Below are 15,858 nucleotides of genomic sequence, written 5' to 3'. Positions count from 1 at the left end.
TCGCGCCCTCTACCTATCAAATATAAAAAATAAACTGTATTTTTAGGAGGAACATTTTAAAATGGCAAAAGAAAAATTTGACCGTTCTAAACCCCACGTAAACATTGGTACGATCGGACACGTTGACCATGGTAAAACTACACTTACAGCTGCTATCACAACTGTATTATCTAAAAAAGGTTTGGCACAAGCTTCTGCTTACGACCAAATCGATGGTGCTCCAGAAGAACGCGAACGCGGAATCACTATCTCAACTGCTCACGTTGAGTATGAAACTGAAGCTCGCCACTACGCTCACGTAGACTGCCCAGGACACGCGGACTATGTTAAAAACATGATCACTGGTGCTGCGCAAATGGACGGTGCGATCTTAGTAGTATCTGCTGCTGACGGTCCTATGCCTCAAACTCGTGAACACATCTTGTTATCACGTAACGTTGGCGTACCATACATCGTTGTTTTCTTGAACAAAATGGATATGGTTGATGACGAAGAATTGCTAGAATTAGTTGAAATGGAAGTTCGTGACCTATTGTCTGAATATGACTTCCCAGGCGACGATGTTCCTGTAATCGCCGGTTCTGCTTTGAAAGCTCTTGAAGGAGATCCTTCATACGAAGAAAAAATCATGGAATTGATGGCTGCAGTTGACGAATACGTTCCAACTCCAGAACGTGATACTGACAAACCATTCATGATGCCAGTCGAAGACGTATTCTCAATCACTGGACGTGGTACTGTTGCTACAGGCCGTGTTGAACGTGGACAAGTTCGCGTTGGTGATGAAGTAGAAATCGTTGGTATTGCTGACGAAACTGCTAAAACAACTGTAACAGGTGTTGAAATGTTCCGTAAATTGTTAGACTATGCTGAAGCAGGGGATAACATTGGTGCATTGCTACGTGGGGTTGCTCGTGAAGACATCCAACGTGGACAAGTATTGGCTAAAGCTGGTACAATCACACCTCATACAAAATTCAAAGCTGAAGTTTATGTTTTGACAAAAGAAGAAGGTGGACGTCACACTCCATTCTTCACTAACTACCGTCCTCAGTTCTACTTCCGTACAACTGACGTAACTGGTGTTGTTGAATTACCAGAAGGAACTGAAATGGTTATGCCTGGCGATAACGTAACAATCGACGTTGAATTGATCCACCCAATCGCTATCGAAGACGGAACTCGTTTCTCAATTCGTGAAGGCGGACGTACTGTTGGTTCAGGCGTTGTAACTGAAATCAAAGCTTAATTGACTTGATAAATGCAAAAAGCAGAAGCGCTAGCGCTTCTGCTTTTTTTTGCTTGAAAATTTTTATTTGATCAATTTTTGATCTTTTAGAAACTGATCAAAGCCTTGGTCAGGGACACGGCCGTAGAAATTGGCGAATTTTTCGGACCAAGGCATTGTTTCTCTCGCTTCACCGAAGGCGGTCATGATTTGGTCATAGTCTTCGATCGCTTGATAGGAATAATCCTGGTATTTGTTGTAATGGATTACCGCCTCTTGAGGCAAGCGAGGCTTGAGAGCCATATCTACAATTGGTTTGCCAATACTTAATCCAGCCACAGGGTAAACGTATTCTGGCAGTTCGAGCAATTCGGCGATCGCTTTGCTGTCTTTGCGGACACTGCCGGAAATAACTGTTCCTAGACCAAGAGATTCCGCAGCAATGGCAGCTGACTGTAAAGCGATACTAGCATCGGTTGTTGCGATCAACAATGGTTGTAGACCTTCATCAACCAGATAAGGTGTTTGTTTTTTCTCAGCAACTTTCTTGGTGCGGTTTAAATCAGCCAAGAAAAGTAAAAAGATAGAACTTTCAGCGATATGAGGATTACCTGGATTCCAAGTAACCAGCTGTTGTCGAAGTGAACGATCATCGATCACGAGAATGGAATAAGCTTGCCCGTTCATCCAGCTAGGTGCTTGTCGTGCAGCAGATAAAATTGCTTCTAACTGCTCCTTTGATAATTGATAGTTGCTATCGAATTGGCGATAAGTGCGGTGGTTGGTTAATAGATCAATTGTCTCATTCATACAGATGCTCCTTTAATTGTGTTGTGATTTTTCTGAATTGCTGACAAAACAAGTCTAGTTGATTTTCCGAAAGTCGTGTATAGTTCAGACGAAATCCGTTTGTATCATTGCTGAAGAGAAAGGCTGGGGCAACTAGACAATCATTTTTTAAGAAAAGTGTCCAGTCTCTCCGTTTCAGTGGGGCGTGTTGCCATTGCAGCCAGAGGTATAGTCCCCCAGTGGTCTGTTGGAATGCCCAATCCTCAGAAAAAGCGTCCAGTCGCTGAATCAAGGCATGTTGCTTTTGAGCCATCTTTTTTAGCAAGTCCTGTTGTTGTTGAGGGTACTCCATGGAACGGAGAGCAAGATTAGCTAACAGTTGAGGAAAAATCGTTGTCTCGATAGACATCCTTTTTTTAGCTTGAGCAAATTGATCCGCCAATGCTTCAGGAGCTAATAACCAGCCGATTTTGATAGAAGACCCAAAGAGTTTTGATAAAGATCCGAGATAAATGACCGAATCTGGTGCTAGTGCCTTAAATTTTTCGGGTTGCGGCGTAAAGGCTAACTCACTAAAGATATCATCTTCTATGATCGGTACTTGATACCTCTGGCAAATAGCGATAATTTCTTTGCGGCGGCCAAGGCTCATGGTACGACCGGTGGGATTTTGGAATGTCGGATTTAAATAAACAAATTTGATTTTCTGCTCTTTCAATGCTTGTTCTAAGTCTTTCGGTCGCATCCCTTCTTCGTCCTGTTTGATTCCGAGAACGCGGACATTCATTGTTGTAAATAAGGGCAATGAAAACAAAAAGGAAGGATCTTCCGTAAGAATACTATCACCTGAAGTCAACAAAACTTGCATAAGCAGTGTGATACCTTGCGTGGAGCCAGAAGTGATCACGAGTTTTTGTCCAGATAAGGGGATTCCGAAATCTTCCGTCAAGTGCCGCATCAAGACTTCTTGCAATGGTGGATAGCCGGCTGGGGTGCTTTGCAGGCTTTCGTTGCGGATCATCTCCCAAGTAAAGGCAGGAAATTGGAAATCAGGAAGCAGTTCTTGTGGCAGATCACCTGTATAAAGGTCGAGAATTTGGTCTTTTGTGCGCAATCGCTGAATCTCTTCAACAAAGGGGTCTTGCTGTAAGTAGGGACTAGATAGAGACGAGCGGAGATAAGACAGAGGGGTCTGACGGTTGCCCCATCGACCTTCAGAGACTTGTGTGCCGCTGCCTCGTTTGCGCGTGATCCATCCTAAACTCCGAAGCTCATCCAGTGCCTTGACGATCGTTGAACGGTTGACCCCGAATTGAGTGGCTAGTTTTCGTTCGGCGGGCAACTGTTCACCAGGTGTGTAATCGCCATTTTGGATGGCCTCGATAAAGTAAGTGACGATTTGCTGATAGAGTGGTTGCTTCTTCTGTTTATCGATTTGCCTATCGGTCATTAGAGCCCTCCTTTTTTTATTGGATGGTATAAAAATAAGCCAATTGGCTGTTTTCGTCAAGGGGACCATTGGTTATACTGAATAAAAGGAGTCGATAATAATGAAGAAAGTATTAACGATCGCCGGGTCCGATTCAACAGGCGGCGCAGGAATTGAAGCTGATTTAAAGACCTTTCAAGAGTATGGTGTTTTTGGTTTTGCTTCGATTGCCTCGATCGTCACCATGGATCCGTCAATGGGATGGACCCACGAAGTGACAGCTATGGACACTTCTTTGGTCGAAAAACAATTGATTTCGGCTTTCACGGGGGAACCAATGGATGCCGTTAAGACAGGGATGTTGGGGAATGAAGCCAATATTGCGCAGGCTGCCAAGATGATCCAGCAACAACAAGTGAAACAGGTGGTGATCGATCCTGTTATTGCTTGTAAAGGGACCGCACATATTTTGCAGCCAAAGAGTGTGGATGCATTGATCGAATACTTGCTGCCTTTGGCGGATGTGGTGACACCTAACTTGATTGAAGCTGGAATTTTATCGGGGATGGGGGACTTAAAAGACCTTGTTGCTATGAAAGAAGCTGCGAAAAGGATTTATCATTTAGGCGCGAAGTGTGTCGTCGTCAAAGGAGGTCATCGGTTGCCAGGAGCGCAGGCAATTGACTTAGTTTATGATGGACACTCTTTTACTACTCTAGAAAGCCGGAGGATCGATACTGATTTCAACCATGGTGCAGGCTGTACGTTTTCTGCAGCCATTACTGCTGGATTAGCAAAAGGGCTGCCGTTACTAGAAAGCATTCGCTTGGCCAAAGACTTCGTCGTTGCGGCGATTCGACAAGGGGTTCTGATCAATCCTTATGTCGGTCACGTCTGGCACGGTGCTTATAATCATGCGGAAGAAAGGATGATACCACATGAATGATCACAGAATTCGAAGTATTGTCTTTGTGGCATTGTTTACAGCGTTGACAGTCATTGGTACGATGATCAAGATCCCATTGCCCACCGGCGCCTTTGTGCACTTGGGGAATGCCGTTCTTTTATTAGCAGTTTTATTATTAGGTTATGTGAAAGGCTCCCTTGCTGGGGGACTGGGCTTTGCGATTTTTGATTTGCTGAATGGGTATGCGACAGAGGCCCCTTATTTTATTTTGGAAAGTTTTATTGTGGGGGCTTTTGCATATGGTGCGTTTCTCTTATTTAAAAAACGTCCGCAAGCAATATGGCAGTTAGTGGTTATTGGGTCTGTTACTGGCTTGGCGAAACTTGCTATGACGCAAATCAAAAATACTGTTATGCTTTGGTATCTTGGCAGCAGCTGGTCAGGAGCTTGGTCGGCAGCGGTCATCAAATTGCCGGCAACAGTCATCAATGTAGTGGTCACGATTTTGATTGTCGCTATTGCTTATTTTCCGTTAAGAGCAGCAATCCAACGTGTGACTAAAGGATTAATCAACTAGTAGTAAATCGAGATGATTAGTGGTTTGAAGCGCTTTTTCTGGAGAAATATTCCGGAAGGAGCGCTTTTGCGTTAGTAGCTATGGTTGTTGGAAAAGCTTTTGCTTAGAGCAAGTCATTAGGCAAGGTTTTTGTTGTTTTCAAGAGAAAAGAAAGTTTTCTGAAAAAAACGCAAAAGAATCGTTTCTTTTCATTAAAAAAAGCTTGCAATCAGCGTTTATCCATAATATAATCATAAAGGTGCTGTTTACGTATATGCGTAAGTCACACTGGCAGCAAAGAAAAAACTGCCGGCTACGAAACGAGAGGTTGCGACACGCCCGGACGCTTTGCCATGGACGAGCGTGACGGAAATTTTCGTGGAGCTATGTCTACTTTTCAAAATAGGCGAAGGAGGGAAAACAATGGCAAAACAAAAAATTCGTATCCGTTTAAAAGCGTATGAACATCGTATTTTAGATCAATCAGCGGATAAAATCGTAGAAACTGCAAAAAGAACTGGAGCTGGCGTATCTGGTCCAATTCCATTGCCAACTGAACGCAGCTTGTACACGATCATCCGTGCGACACACAAATACAAAGATTCACGCGAACAATTCGAAATGCGTACACACAAACGTCTAATCGACATTGTGAATCCAACACCAAAAACAGTTGATGCTTTAATGAAGCTAGACTTGCCAAGCGGTGTAAATATTGAAATCAAACTATAATAATTAAGATGGAGGTGTAATCATGACCAAAGGAATCTTAGGGAAAAAAGTGGGAATGACTCAAATCTTCACTGAATCTGGCGAATTGATTCCAGTAACTGTAGTAGAAGCTACTCCAAACGTAGTGCTACAAGTGAAAACAATCGAAAATGACGGCTACGAAGCAATTCAAGTCGGCTACCAAGATATGCGTGAAGTTTTGTCTAACAAACCTGCGAAAGGTCATGTTGCAAAAGCAAACACGGCTCCTAAGCGCTTCATTCGCGAATTCAAGAATGTAGAGCTAGAGGGCTTAGAAGTAGGTTCAGAAATTAAAGTTGATATTTTTGAAGCAGGAGACATCATTGATGTAACCGGCACTTCGAAAGGTAAAGGATTCCAAGGCGTTATCAAACGTCACGGACAAAGCCGCGGACCAATGGCTCACGGTTCTCGTTATCACCGTCGTCCTGGATCAATGGGTCCAGTTGCACCTAACCGTGTATTCAAAAACAAACGTCTTGCTGGACGTATGGGCGGTAACCGCATCACGATCCAAAACTTGGAAATCGTGCGTGTAGACGCAGAACGTAACGTTATCTTGATTAAAGGTAATGTACCTGGCGCGAAAAAATCATTGATTACAATCAAATCAGCTGTGAAAGCTAAATAAGTAGATAGGAAGAAAGGAGGAACTAAGGAATGCCGAATGTAGCATTATTCAAACAAGATGGAAGCCAAAATGGCGAAATTACATTGAACGAAGAAATCTTCGGAATTGAACCAAATGAAACAGTTGTCTACGATGCAATCATCATGCAACGTGCTTCATTAAGACAAGGAACACACGCTGTAAAAAATCGCAGTGCCGTTCGTGGCGGTGGCCGTAAACCATGGCGCCAAAAAGGAACTGGTCGTGCTCGTCAAGGTTCAATCCGTTCACCACAATGGCGTGGAGGTGGCGTAGTCTTCGGACCAACACCACGTTCATACAGCTACAAACTTCCTAAAAAAGTTCGTCGCTTAGCAATGAAATCTGTATTGTCAGAAAAAGTTGCTTCAAATAACTTGGTAGCAGTAGAAGGGTTAAGCTTTGATGCACCAAAAACAAAAGAATTCAAACAAGTTTTAGCTAACTTGACTATTGACTCAAAAGTATTGGTAGTTTTAGAAACAGAAAACGACTTTGCTGCATTATCTGCACGCAACTTGCCATCTGTTTCAGTAGTAACTGCTGATAACGTGAGCGTATTGGATGTTGTTTCAGCAGATAAAATGTTGGTAACACAAACTGCTCTTACTCAGATCGAGGAGGTGCTTGCATAATGAACTTACTAGACGTCATCAAACGCCCAGTGATCACTGAGAAATCTATGCTTGCCATGGATGACAAGAAATATACTTTCGAAGTAGACACAAAAGCGAACAAAACTTTAGTAAAACAAGCTGTAGAAGCTGCCTTTGACGGAGTGAAAGTGGCTAACGTGAATATCATCAACGTACGCCCTAAATTCAAACGCATGGGTAAATATGCAGGATACACAAAAAAACGTCGCAAAGCTGTTGTGACTTTAACTGAAGATTCAAAAGAAATCCAAATTTTTGACGCTGCTGAATAAGCAGACCATATTTAAATACTAAATGGGAGGGAAAAAGACGTGGCGATTAAAAAGTACAAACCTACCACAAACGGCCGTCGTAATATGACAAGTTCTGATTTCGCTGAAATCACAACTTCAACACCAGAAAAAACATTGTTAGCGCCATTGAAAAACAATGCTGGTCGTAACAACAACGGACGTATCACGGTTCGTCATCAAGGTGGCGGTCACAAACGTCAATACCGTTTGATCGATTTCAAACGTAACAAAGACAATGTCGTTGCTACTGTTAAAACGATTGAATATGATCCAAACCGTTCTGCTAACATTGCGTTAGTACATTACGAGGATGGAGTAAAAGCATATATCTTAGCACCTAAAGGATTAGAAGTTGGCATGACTGTCGTTTCTGGACCAGATGCAGATATTAAAGTAGGGAACGCATTACCACTAGAAAATATTCCAGTTGGTACTGTTATCCACAACATCGAAATGAAACCAGGAAAAGGCGGACAATTGATCCGTTCAGCTGGTACAAGTGCACAAGTACTTGGTAAAGAAGGAAAATATGTATTGATCCGCTTGAACTCAGGCGAAGTACGTATGATCTTGGCAACATGCCGTGCAACAATTGGCTCTGTTGGTAACGAACAACATGAATTGATCAACATCGGTAAAGCCGGACGTTCTCGTTGGATGCGCAAACGCCCAACTGTACGTGGTAGCGTAATGAACCCTAATGATCACCCACACGGTGGTGGTGAAGGTAAAGCTCCAATCGGACGTAAAGCTCCAGTTTCACCTTGGGGACAACCAGCACTTGGTTACAAAACACGTAACAAGAAAGCTAAATCAGACAAACTTATCGTTCGTCGTCGCAAGACTAAATAATTTACTTGACCATGTGTCGCACATTTTGAGAGGAGGTACACCATGGGTCGTAGTTTGAAAAAAGGACCTTTTGTCGATGACCATTTGATGAAGAAGGTCGAAGCACAACAAGGCGCTGAAAAGAAAAAAGTGATCAAAACTTGGTCACGTCGTTCCACAATCTTCCCAAGTTTTATCGGATTTACAATTGCTGTGTATGATGGACGGAAACATGTACCAGTTTACATCCAAGAAGACATGGTAGGACACAAACTAGGTGAATTTGCACCAACAAGAACTTATCGCGGACACGCTGCCGACGATAAGAAAACAAGACGCTAATTTTGAGGGGAGGATATCCAAAAATGGCAGAACAAATCACATCAGCGAAAGCAACTGCTAAAACAGTCCGCGTTTCTCCTCGTAAATCACGTCTAGTTATTGATTTGATCAGAGGGAAAAGCGTTGCTGAAGCAATCGCGATCTTGAAGTTCACACCAAACAAAGCGGCTGGAATCATCGAGAAAGTCTTGATGTCAGCTATCGCTAATGCAGAAAACAATTTTGACTTAGATGTTGAAAACTTGATTGTTTCTGAAGCATTCGTCAACGAAGGACCAACAATGAAACGTTTCCGTCCACGTGCGAAAGGTTCAGCTTCTCCAATCAACAAACGTACAAGTCATATTACTGTAGTCGTATCAGAAAAATAAGGAGGGACAATCAGTGGGTCAAAAAGTACATCCAATTGGAATGCGTGTAGGCATCATCCGTGACTGGGATGCAAAATGGTATGCTGAAAAAGAGTATGCTGAATTTCTACATGAAGATTTGAAAATCCGTAAATTTATCGCATCTAAACTTGCTGATGCCGCTGTGTCAACAATTGAAATCGAGCGCGCAGCAAACCGCGTAAATATTTCAATCCACACAGCTAAACCAGGTATGGTTATCGGTAAAGGCGGATCTGAAGTCGAAAACCTAAGAAAAGAATTAAACAAATTAACTGGCAAACGAGTTCACATCAACATCGTTGAAATCAAAAAACCAGATTTAGATGCTAAATTAGTAGGCGAAGGAATCGCACGTCAATTAGAAAACCGTGTTGCTTTCCGTCGTGCGCAAAAACAAGCGATCCAACGCACAATGCGTTCTGGCGCTAAAGGAATCAAAACACAAGTATCTGGTCGTCTAAACGGAGCAGATATCGCTCGTTCAGAAGGCTATTCAGAAGGAACAGTTCCACTTCATACATTACGTGCGGATATTGATTACGCATGGGAAGAAGCAGATACAACATACGGAAAACTAGGAGTTAAAGTGTGGATTTATCGTGGAGAAATTCTTCCAACTAAAAAGAACACTGAGAAAGGAGGGAAATAAACATGTTAGTACCTAAACGTGTAAAACACCGTCGTGAATTCCGCGGGAAAATGCGCGGTGAAGCGAAAGGCGGAAAAGAAGTAGTTTTCGGTGAATACGGCTTGCAAGCTGTTGAATCACACTGGATCACAAACCGCCAAATCGAAGCTGCCCGTATTGCAATGACTCGTTATATGAAACGTGGCGGGAAAGTATGGATCAAAATTTTCCCTCACAAATCTTATACGGCCAAAGCAATTGGGGTACGTATGGGTTCTGGTAAAGGGGCTCCTGAAGGATGGGTATCACCAGTAAAACGTGGTAAAATCATGTTTGAAATTGCCGGCGTTCCCGAAGAAGTTGCGCGTGAAGCGTTACGTCTTGCTTCTCACAAATTGCCAGTGAAAACAAAGATCGTAAAACGTGAGGAAATGGGTGGTGAATCGAATGAAGGTTAAAGAAATCAGAGAATTAACCACTGCCGAAATGCTAGATCAAGAAAAACAATTGAAAGAAGAATTGTTTAATCTTAGATTCCAATTAGCTACAGGACAATTAGAAAACACTGCACGTATCAAAGAAGTACGTAAATCGATTGCACGCATCAAAACAGTATTGCGTGAACAAGCAAAGTAATAGTGGAAGGAGGCCATTTAGCGTATGACTGAAGAAAGAAATCAACGCAAAGTTTACCAAGGTCGCGTGGTATCCGACAAGATGGATAAAACAATCACTGTTGTCGTTGAAACTAAGAAAAACCACCCTATCTACGGCAAACGTCTGAACTATTCTAAGAAATACAAAGCACACGATGAAAACAACGAAGCAAAAGTTGGCGATATCGTGAAAATTATGGAAACTCGTCCATTATCAGCTACGAAACGTTTCCGTCTAGTAGAGATTGTTGAAAAGGCAGTGATTATCTAATCACACGAGATTTTCCTATATAGATTGTGAATTGCAAAATCTGAAAGGAGGATACACATCGTGATCCAAGCAGAAAGCCGATTAAGAGTGGCGGACAACTCAGGTGCCCGTGAAATTCTAACGATCAAAGTCCTTGGCGGATCTGGTCGTAAAACTGCGAATATTGGTGACGTGATCGTTGCTACGGTCAAACAAGCAACGCCAGGTGGGGTTGTCAAAAAAGGTGACGTCGTTAAAGCCGTTATCGTTCGTACAAAATCAGGAGCACGTCGTACAGACGGTTCTTACATTAAATTTGATGAAAATGCTGCGGTTATTATCCGTGACGATAAGAGCCCACGTGGAACTCGTATCTTTGGACCAGTTGCTCGCGAATTGCGTGAAGGCAACTTTATGAAGATCGTTTCCCTAGCACCAGAAGTATTGTAATAGTGATTCTTATCTAAAGGAGGTGCGAAACAAACATGTTTGTTAAAAAAGGCGATAAAGTTAAAGTTATCACTGGTAAAGACAAAAACAAAGAAGGCGTTGTACTTGCAGCGTTTCCTAAGAAAGACAAAGTCGTTGTTGAAGGTGTGAACGTCGTTAAAAAACACCAAAAACCTTCTCAAACAGCTCCTCAAGGCGGAATCGTCGAGATGGAAGCACCAATTCATGTTTCTAATGTGATGGTGGTTGATCCTTCGAACGGTGAAGCAACACGTGTAGGCTATAAAGAAGTTGACGGCAAAAAAGTCCGCGTTTCTAAAAAAACCGGAGAAGTTCTTGATAAATAATCAAATAAAGGAAGGAGGGGCTAACAGATGAACCGCCTTAAAGAAAAATATTCAAAAGAAGTTGTCCCATCATTAATGGACAAATTTAACTACAGCTCAGTTATGCAAGCACCAAAAGTTGATAAAATCGTTATCAACATGGGTGTTGGTGATGCTGTATCGAATGCAAAAAACTTAGATAAAGCTGTTGAAGAATTACAATTGATCTCAGGTCAAAAACCATTGATCACAAAAGCGAAAAAATCTATTGCTGGATTCCGTTTACGTGAAGGAATGCCAATCGGTGCGAAAGTTACTCTACGCGGCGAAAGAATGTATGAATTCTTAGACAAGTTAGTAACAGTTTCATTGCCACGTGTCCGTGACTTCCACGGTGTCAGCAAAAAAGCGTTCGACGGACGCGGAAACTACACATTAGGAATCAAAGAACAATTGATCTTCCCTGAAGTAGATTATGATTTGATCGATAAAGTACGTGGTATGGATATCGTTATTGTAACAACAGCCAACACAGATGAAGAATCTCGTGAATTGTTGTCACAATTAGGCATGCCATTCCAAAAATAAAAAAAGGAGGCGAACTACGTGGCTAAAAAATCAATGATTGCTAAAAACAAACGCCCTGCTAAATTCTCAACACAAGAGTATACTCGTTGCGAACGTTGCGGACGTCCACATTCAGTTTATCGTAAATTTCATCTTTGCCGTATTTGCTTCCGCGAACTTGCCTATAAAGGACAAATTCCCGGCGTGAAGAAAGCTAGCTGGTAAACTATACTCGCATAAAGGAGGTAAATTATCCCATGGTCATGACAGATCCAATCGCAGATTTTCTAACGCGTGTACGTAATGCCAATATGGTAAAACACGAAAGCTTAGAAGTACCTGCTTCAAAAATCAAACGTGATATCGCTGAAATCTTGAAACGTGAAGGTTTCGTTCGCGATGTTGAATATATCGAAGATGACAAACAAGGCGTGATCCGCGTATTCTTGAAATACGGCAAAAACGGTGAACGTGTTATCACAAACTTGAAACGTATCTCTAAACCAGGTTTGCGTGCTTATGTCAAAGCTGACGAAGTGCCAAAAGTATTGAACGGTTTAGGAATCGCGATCATCTCAACTTCTGAAGGTGTTATCACTGACAAAGAAGCAAGAGCAAAAAATGTTGGCGGCGAAGTAGTCGCTTATGTATGGTAATTTAAAATAATCCACAAGGAGGTGCCTCTAAGTGAGTCGTATCGGTAATAAGATCGTCGTTCTTCCTGCAGGTGTTGAAATCAAACAAGATGGAAACGACATTACAGTTAAAGGACCTAAAGGTGAATTGAAACGTACTTTTTCTTCTGATATCAAAATGAATATCGAAGGAAACGAAGTAACATTCACTCGTCCAAACGATAGTAAAGAAATGAAAACTATCCACGGAACTACCCGTGCAAACTTCAACAACATGGTTGTTGGTGTTTCTGAAGGTTTCCAAAAAGCGTTAGAATTGATCGGGGTTGGGTACCGTGCTCAATTGCAAGGTAAAAAACTTGTATTGAACGTTGGTTACTCTCATCCGGTTGAAATCGAAGCGCCAGCTGGAATCGAAATTGAAGTTCCTTCAAACACTTCTGTGATCATCAAAGGATCAGATAAAGAAGTTGTTGGCGAATTAGCTGCCAATATTCGTGGCGTTCGTCCTCCAGAACCTTATAAAGGCAAAGGAATTCGTTATGTTGGCGAATTTGTGCGTCGTAAAGAAGGTAAAACTGGTAAATAGTCGTAAGCATTTACGAATAGCGGCTTAGGCTAGCAAATAAAAAGAGGTGACAATTGTGATTACAAAACCAGATAAAAATAAAACACGTCAGAAAAGACATCGTCGTGTACGTAACAAAATCTCTGGTACTGCTGAGTGCCCACGCTTAAACGTGTTCCGTTCGAACAAAAACATCTACGCTCAAATCATTGATGACGTAGCGGGTGTGACGCTAGCAAGTGCCTCTGCCTTAGATAAAGAAATTTCAGGTGGAAACAAAACTGAACAAGCACAAGCTGTCGGCAAATTAGTTGCAGAACGTGCAGCAGCAAAAGGTATTAAAGTAGTAGTCTTTGACCGTGGTGGATACCTTTACCATGGCCGTGTAGCAGCTTTAGCTGAAGCAGCTCGCGAAAATGGACTGGAATTTTAAGAGAAGGAGGAACACCATTCATGGTTTATATTGATCCAAAACATTTGGAATTAGAAGACCGCGTTGTTGCGATTAACCGTGTAACTAAAGTTGTTAAAGGTGGACGTCGTCTACGTTTTGCTGCATTAGTTGTTGTCGGTGATAAAAACGGACACGTAGGTTTCGGTACTGGTAAAGCACAAGAAGTACCAGAAGCAATCCGTAAAGCAATCGAAGACGCGAAGAAAAACTTGGTAGAAGTACCAATGGTTGGTTCTACAATCCCTCACGAAGTTATCGGTGTATTCGGCGGCGGACGCATCCTTATGAAACCTGCTGTAGAAGGTTCTGGGGTAGCTGCTGGTGGACCCGTTCGTGCCGTATTGGAATTAGCTGGGGTAGCGGATATCACATCTAAATCTTTAGGTTCTAACACACCAATCAACGTTGTTCGCGCAACAGTTGAAGGGTTGAAACAATTGAAACGCGCTGAAGAAGTGGCAGCACTTCGCGGCAAATCAGTAGAAGAATTAATCGGTTAAGGAGGACACTATAATGGCTGAATTGAAAATCACTTTAAAACGCAGTATTATTGGACGTCCCCAAAACCAACGCGATACTGTAAAAGCGTTAGGTCTTACAAAGTTGAATTCAACAGTAGTAAAACCTGCTAATGATGCAATCAAAGGCATGGTCAACACTGTTTCTCACTTAGTGGACGTTGAAGAAGTCTAAGGATCAGCAGATCTAGTTTGATTAAGGAGGTGCCAAACCTATGAAACTTCATGAATTAAAACCATCAGAAGGATCACGCCAAGTACGTAACCGTGTTGGTCGCGGAACTTCATCTGGTAACGGTAAAACAGCTGGACGCGGACAAAAAGGTCAAAAAGCTCGTTCAGGTGGCGGAGTACGTTTAGGCTTTGAAGGGGGACAAACACCATTGTTCCGTCGTTTGCCAAAACGCGGATTTACAAATGTCAACCGCAAAGAATATGCAGTTATCAATCTTGATGTATTAAACCGCTTTGAAGACGGTGCAGAAGTAACACCTGTTGCTTTGCATGAAGCTGGAATCGTCAAAGATGAAAAAGCTGGAATCAAAGTATTAGCAAATGGAGAACTAACGAAGAAATTGACTGTGAAAGCAGCAAAATTCTCAAAAGCAGCTGAAGAAGCAATCGTTGCTGCTGGTGGATCAATCGAGGTGATCTAATGTTCAAACTACTAAAGGACGCCTTTAAAGTAAAAGATATTAGATCGAGAATTTTCTTCACCGTACTTATCTTGTTTGTCTTTCGTCTGGGTACACATATTACTGTGCCAGGCGTAGACGCAAGCCGTTTGCGGGAAATTGCTGATCTACCGTTTCTGAACATGTTGAACTTGGTCAGCGGTGGCGCGATGCAGCAATTCTCGATTTTCTCAATGGGTGTGTCACCATATATTACTGCGTCAATCGTTATTCAGTTGTTGCAGATGGATATTGTGCCAAGATTTGTTGAGTGGTCGAAGCAAGGGGAAGTTGGTCGTAAGAAATTGAATCAAGCAACTCGTTACCTAACATTGGTTTTGGCCTTTGTTCAGTCGATGACGTTAACTGCAGGGTTCAACTATTATACACAACTTGGCTTTGTCAACAATCCAAATATCTCGACGTTTGTGGTGATTGGTTTGATCTTAACAGCAGGTACGATGCTCGTTACTTGGTTAGGAGAACAAATCACAGAACGCGGAATTGGAAATGGTGTGTCAATGATTATCTTTGCAGGGATCATTTCACGCTTACCCGCTAGTATCAAGGAATTGGTAGAAGATTATTTCATCAACGTGGATCCATCAGATATTTGGATGAATGCATTGTTTATGGTCTTGCTTGTCGTTGCTGTTTTGGTCATCATCACATTTGTGACGTATGTACAACAAGCAGAACGAAAGATTCCAATCCAATATACGAAGCGAGTAGCTGGTGCGCCAACAAGTAGTTATCTTCCATTGAAGGTCAACGCTGCCGGTGTAATCCCAGTTATCTTTGCTAGTTCGTTTATTACAACACCAAATGCGATCATTCAAGCATTAGGTAGTTCGTACAAAGGCGAAACTTGGTATGAAGTAGTACAAACGATTTTTAGTTATAACACCGTACCTGGTGCGATCATCTATACTGTTTTGATCGTGGCGTTTACGTTCTTCTATGCATTTGTACAAGTTAACCCTGAGAAATTAGCGGAAAACCTACAAAAACAAGGAAGCTACATTCCAAGTGTGCGCCCTGGTAAAGGAACAGAAGAATACGTCTCACGTCTGCTTATGCGATTAAGTACAGTAGGATCGGTCTTCTTAGGACTAGTTGCGCTGTTGCCGATCATCGCTCAGATGGTTTGGAACTTGCCGCAATCAATCGGTTTAGGTGGAACAAGTTTATTGATCGTTATCGGGGTAGCTCTGGATACTGCGAAGCAGCTAGAAGGACTTATGCTGAAACGGAAATATACTGGTTTTATCAATTAAAGTTATTGAAGTGTTGAGGTCTTCCTCAAC

27 protein-coding genes are annotated in these 15,858 nt (G+C 42.2%); 25 read left to right on the top strand and 2 right to left on the bottom strand.

The genetic code is table 11. The features are described 5' to 3' along the window. The first annotated feature begins 61 nt into the window (after nt 1-61). Nucleotides 62-1,249, top strand: a complete 1,188-nt coding sequence (gene tuf / locus IGJ45_RS14960) for an elongation factor Tu (protein WP_003127959.1) — start codon at nt 62-64, stop codon at nt 1,247-1,249. A gap of 63 nt (nt 1,250-1,312) precedes the next feature. Here the strand turns inward: tuf and IGJ45_RS14955 are convergent, their stop codons facing one another. After that, nucleotides 1,313-2,038, bottom strand: a complete 726-nt coding sequence (locus IGJ45_RS14955; RefSeq protein WP_005470027.1) for a nitroreductase family protein — start codon at nt 2,036-2,038, stop codon at nt 1,313-1,315. After that, nucleotides 2,031-3,467: a PLP-dependent aminotransferase family protein gene (locus IGJ45_RS14950; protein WP_096710879.1), complete on the bottom strand. Its 1,437-nt coding sequence runs from the start codon at nt 3,465-3,467 to the stop codon at nt 2,031-2,033. The genes IGJ45_RS14955 and IGJ45_RS14950 overlap by 8 nt, the downstream gene beginning before the upstream one ends. A gap of 100 nt (nt 3,468-3,567) precedes the next feature. Between IGJ45_RS14950 and thiD the strand changes: the two genes are divergently transcribed. The 24 genes from thiD (at nt 3,568) to secY (ending at nt 15,828) form a co-directional block, all read left to right on the top strand. Then, a complete protein-coding gene (gene thiD / locus IGJ45_RS14945; protein ID WP_003127963.1) occupies nt 3,568-4,392 on the top strand; it encodes a bifunctional hydroxymethylpyrimidine kinase/phosphomethylpyrimidine kinase in 825 nt (274 codons plus the stop codon). Beyond that, nucleotides 4,385-4,930, top strand: coding sequence for an ECF transporter S component (locus IGJ45_RS14940; RefSeq protein WP_003127965.1), 546 nt, complete (start codon nt 4,385-4,387; stop codon nt 4,928-4,930). Before thiD ends, IGJ45_RS14940 begins: the two co-directional genes overlap by 8 nt. 402 nt (nt 4,931-5,332) lie before the next feature. Further along, nucleotides 5,333-5,641 (top strand): 30S ribosomal protein S10, encoded by a 309-nt coding sequence (rpsJ, locus tag IGJ45_RS14935; RefSeq protein ID WP_003127966.1) that lies wholly within the window; start codon nt 5,333-5,335, stop codon nt 5,639-5,641. Between the two features lie 22 nt (nt 5,642-5,663). Next, the gene (rplC, locus tag IGJ45_RS14930; protein WP_003127967.1) at nt 5,664-6,293 is read left to right on the top strand and encodes a 50S ribosomal protein L3; all 630 of its coding nucleotides are present in this window, start codon (nt 5,664-5,666) and stop codon (nt 6,291-6,293) included. Between the two features lie 29 nt (nt 6,294-6,322). Then, complete coding sequence (gene rplD / locus IGJ45_RS14925) at nt 6,323-6,946, top strand: 50S ribosomal protein L4 (protein WP_003127968.1); 624 nt, start codon at nt 6,323-6,325, stop codon at nt 6,944-6,946. Continuing rightward, on the top strand, nt 6,946-7,239 hold the full coding sequence (locus IGJ45_RS14920) for a 50S ribosomal protein L23 (RefSeq protein ID WP_003127969.1): 294 nt from the start codon (nt 6,946-6,948) through the stop codon (nt 7,237-7,239). The genes rplD and IGJ45_RS14920 overlap by 1 nt, the downstream gene beginning before the upstream one ends. 39 nt (nt 7,240-7,278) lie before the next feature. Beyond that, a complete protein-coding gene (gene rplB / locus IGJ45_RS14915) occupies nt 7,279-8,112 on the top strand; it encodes a 50S ribosomal protein L2 (protein WP_003127970.1) in 834 nt (277 codons plus the stop codon). Between the two features lie 42 nt (nt 8,113-8,154). Then, nucleotides 8,155-8,433, top strand: a complete 279-nt coding sequence (rpsS, locus tag IGJ45_RS14910) for a 30S ribosomal protein S19 (RefSeq protein WP_003127971.1) — start codon at nt 8,155-8,157, stop codon at nt 8,431-8,433. A gap of 23 nt (nt 8,434-8,456) precedes the next feature. Then, nucleotides 8,457-8,804, top strand: a complete 348-nt coding sequence (rplV, locus tag IGJ45_RS14905) for a 50S ribosomal protein L22 (protein ID WP_003127973.1) — start codon at nt 8,457-8,459, stop codon at nt 8,802-8,804. A 13-nt stretch (nt 8,805-8,817) separates the two neighbouring features. Continuing rightward, nucleotides 8,818-9,474 carry a 30S ribosomal protein S3 gene (gene rpsC / locus IGJ45_RS14900; protein ID WP_003127974.1) on the top strand — a complete coding sequence of 219 codons (657 nt, stop codon included), beginning with the start codon at nt 8,818-8,820 and terminating at the stop codon, nt 9,472-9,474. Nucleotides 9,475-9,476: 2 nt separating this feature from the next. After that, a complete protein-coding gene (gene rplP / locus IGJ45_RS14895; RefSeq protein ID WP_003127975.1) occupies nt 9,477-9,911 on the top strand; it encodes a 50S ribosomal protein L16 in 435 nt (144 codons plus the stop codon). Further along, the gene (gene rpmC, locus IGJ45_RS14890) at nt 9,901-10,089 is read left to right on the top strand and encodes a 50S ribosomal protein L29 (protein WP_002288664.1); all 189 of its coding nucleotides are present in this window, start codon (nt 9,901-9,903) and stop codon (nt 10,087-10,089) included. Before rplP ends, rpmC begins: the two co-directional genes overlap by 11 nt. A 24-nt stretch (nt 10,090-10,113) precedes the next feature. Continuing rightward, nucleotides 10,114-10,380 (top strand): 30S ribosomal protein S17, encoded by a 267-nt coding sequence (rpsQ, locus tag IGJ45_RS14885; protein WP_003128005.1) that lies wholly within the window; start codon nt 10,114-10,116, stop codon nt 10,378-10,380. Nucleotides 10,381-10,440: 60 nt separating this feature from the next. Further along, on the top strand, nt 10,441-10,809 hold the full coding sequence (rplN, locus tag IGJ45_RS14880; RefSeq protein WP_003128006.1) for a 50S ribosomal protein L14: 369 nt from the start codon (nt 10,441-10,443) through the stop codon (nt 10,807-10,809). Between the two features lie 35 nt (nt 10,810-10,844). After that, the gene (gene rplX, locus IGJ45_RS14875) at nt 10,845-11,156 is read left to right on the top strand and encodes a 50S ribosomal protein L24 (protein ID WP_003128007.1); all 312 of its coding nucleotides are present in this window, start codon (nt 10,845-10,847) and stop codon (nt 11,154-11,156) included. A 27-nt stretch (nt 11,157-11,183) separates the two neighbouring features. Continuing rightward, complete coding sequence (gene rplE, locus IGJ45_RS14870; RefSeq protein WP_003128008.1) at nt 11,184-11,723, top strand: 50S ribosomal protein L5; 540 nt, start codon at nt 11,184-11,186, stop codon at nt 11,721-11,723. 18 nt (nt 11,724-11,741) lie between these two features. Then, nucleotides 11,742-11,927 carry a type Z 30S ribosomal protein S14 gene (locus IGJ45_RS14865; RefSeq protein ID WP_003128010.1) on the top strand — a complete coding sequence of 62 codons (186 nt, stop codon included), beginning with the start codon at nt 11,742-11,744 and terminating at the stop codon, nt 11,925-11,927. A 32-nt stretch (nt 11,928-11,959) separates the two neighbouring features. After that, on the top strand, nt 11,960-12,358 hold the full coding sequence (gene rpsH / locus IGJ45_RS14860) for a 30S ribosomal protein S8 (protein WP_003128011.1): 399 nt from the start codon (nt 11,960-11,962) through the stop codon (nt 12,356-12,358). Nucleotides 12,359-12,389: 31 nt separating this feature from the next. Then, a complete protein-coding gene (rplF, locus tag IGJ45_RS14855) occupies nt 12,390-12,926 on the top strand; it encodes a 50S ribosomal protein L6 (protein ID WP_003128012.1) in 537 nt (178 codons plus the stop codon). Between the two features lie 55 nt (nt 12,927-12,981). After that, a complete protein-coding gene (gene rplR / locus IGJ45_RS14850) occupies nt 12,982-13,338 on the top strand; it encodes a 50S ribosomal protein L18 (protein ID WP_003128013.1) in 357 nt (118 codons plus the stop codon). 20 nt (nt 13,339-13,358) lie between these two features. Continuing rightward, nucleotides 13,359-13,859 carry a 30S ribosomal protein S5 gene (gene rpsE / locus IGJ45_RS14845; RefSeq protein WP_003128014.1) on the top strand — a complete coding sequence of 167 codons (501 nt, stop codon included), beginning with the start codon at nt 13,359-13,361 and terminating at the stop codon, nt 13,857-13,859. A gap of 13 nt (nt 13,860-13,872) precedes the next feature. Beyond that, complete coding sequence (rpmD, locus tag IGJ45_RS14840; protein ID WP_003128015.1) at nt 13,873-14,052, top strand: 50S ribosomal protein L30; 180 nt, start codon at nt 13,873-13,875, stop codon at nt 14,050-14,052. Nucleotides 14,053-14,092: 40 nt separating this feature from the next. After that, on the top strand, nt 14,093-14,533 hold the full coding sequence (rplO, locus tag IGJ45_RS14835) for a 50S ribosomal protein L15 (protein WP_003128016.1): 441 nt from the start codon (nt 14,093-14,095) through the stop codon (nt 14,531-14,533). Further along, a complete protein-coding gene (secY, locus tag IGJ45_RS14830) occupies nt 14,533-15,828 on the top strand; it encodes a preprotein translocase subunit SecY (protein WP_003128017.1) in 1,296 nt (431 codons plus the stop codon). Before rplO ends, secY begins: the two co-directional genes overlap by 1 nt. Nucleotides 15,829-15,858 lie beyond the last annotated feature (30 nt).

The sequence above is a fragment of the Enterococcus sp. DIV0574 genome, from assembly GCF_051711125.1.
Classification (GTDB): Bacteria; Bacillota; Bacilli; order Lactobacillales; family Enterococcaceae; genus Enterococcus_D; species Enterococcus_D gallinarum.
This window is presented reverse-complemented; position numbering and strand designations above follow the sequence as displayed.

Coding starts and splice junctions, on each gene's coding strand:
- IGJ45_RS14950 (WP_096710879.1), bottom strand. CDS start 3,467: ATGACCGATAGGCAAATCGATAAACAGAAGAAGCAACCACTCTATCAG.
- rplE (WP_003128008.1), top strand. CDS start 11,184: ATGAACCGCCTTAAAGAAAAATATTCAAAAGAAGTTGTCCCATCATTA.
- secY (WP_003128017.1), top strand. CDS start 14,533: ATGTTCAAACTACTAAAGGACGCCTTTAAAGTAAAAGATATTAGATCG.
- tuf (WP_003127959.1), top strand. CDS start 62: ATGGCAAAAGAAAAATTTGACCGTTCTAAACCCCACGTAAACATTGGT.
- thiD (WP_003127963.1), top strand. CDS start 3,568: ATGAAGAAAGTATTAACGATCGCCGGGTCCGATTCAACAGGCGGCGCA.
- IGJ45_RS14955 (WP_005470027.1), bottom strand. CDS start 2,038: ATGAATGAGACAATTGATCTATTAACCAACCACCGCACTTATCGCCAA.
- rpsS (WP_003127971.1), top strand. CDS start 8,155: ATGGGTCGTAGTTTGAAAAAAGGACCTTTTGTCGATGACCATTTGATG.
- rplC (WP_003127967.1), top strand. CDS start 5,664: ATGACCAAAGGAATCTTAGGGAAAAAAGTGGGAATGACTCAAATCTTC.
- rplP (WP_003127975.1), top strand. CDS start 9,477: ATGTTAGTACCTAAACGTGTAAAACACCGTCGTGAATTCCGCGGGAAA.
- rpmC (WP_002288664.1), top strand. CDS start 9,901: ATGAAGGTTAAAGAAATCAGAGAATTAACCACTGCCGAAATGCTAGAT.
- rplD (WP_003127968.1), top strand. CDS start 6,323: ATGCCGAATGTAGCATTATTCAAACAAGATGGAAGCCAAAATGGCGAA.
- rpsH (WP_003128011.1), top strand. CDS start 11,960: ATGGTCATGACAGATCCAATCGCAGATTTTCTAACGCGTGTACGTAAT.
- rplV (WP_003127973.1), top strand. CDS start 8,457: ATGGCAGAACAAATCACATCAGCGAAAGCAACTGCTAAAACAGTCCGC.
- rplO (WP_003128016.1), top strand. CDS start 14,093: ATGAAACTTCATGAATTAAAACCATCAGAAGGATCACGCCAAGTACGT.
- rplX (WP_003128007.1), top strand. CDS start 10,845: ATGTTTGTTAAAAAAGGCGATAAAGTTAAAGTTATCACTGGTAAAGAC.
- IGJ45_RS14940 (WP_003127965.1), top strand. CDS start 4,385: ATGAATGATCACAGAATTCGAAGTATTGTCTTTGTGGCATTGTTTACA.
- rpsQ (WP_003128005.1), top strand. CDS start 10,114: ATGACTGAAGAAAGAAATCAACGCAAAGTTTACCAAGGTCGCGTGGTA.
- IGJ45_RS14920 (WP_003127969.1), top strand. CDS start 6,946: ATGAACTTACTAGACGTCATCAAACGCCCAGTGATCACTGAGAAATCT.
- rpsJ (WP_003127966.1), top strand. CDS start 5,333: ATGGCAAAACAAAAAATTCGTATCCGTTTAAAAGCGTATGAACATCGT.
- rpsE (WP_003128014.1), top strand. CDS start 13,359: ATGGTTTATATTGATCCAAAACATTTGGAATTAGAAGACCGCGTTGTT.
- rpmD (WP_003128015.1), top strand. CDS start 13,873: ATGGCTGAATTGAAAATCACTTTAAAACGCAGTATTATTGGACGTCCC.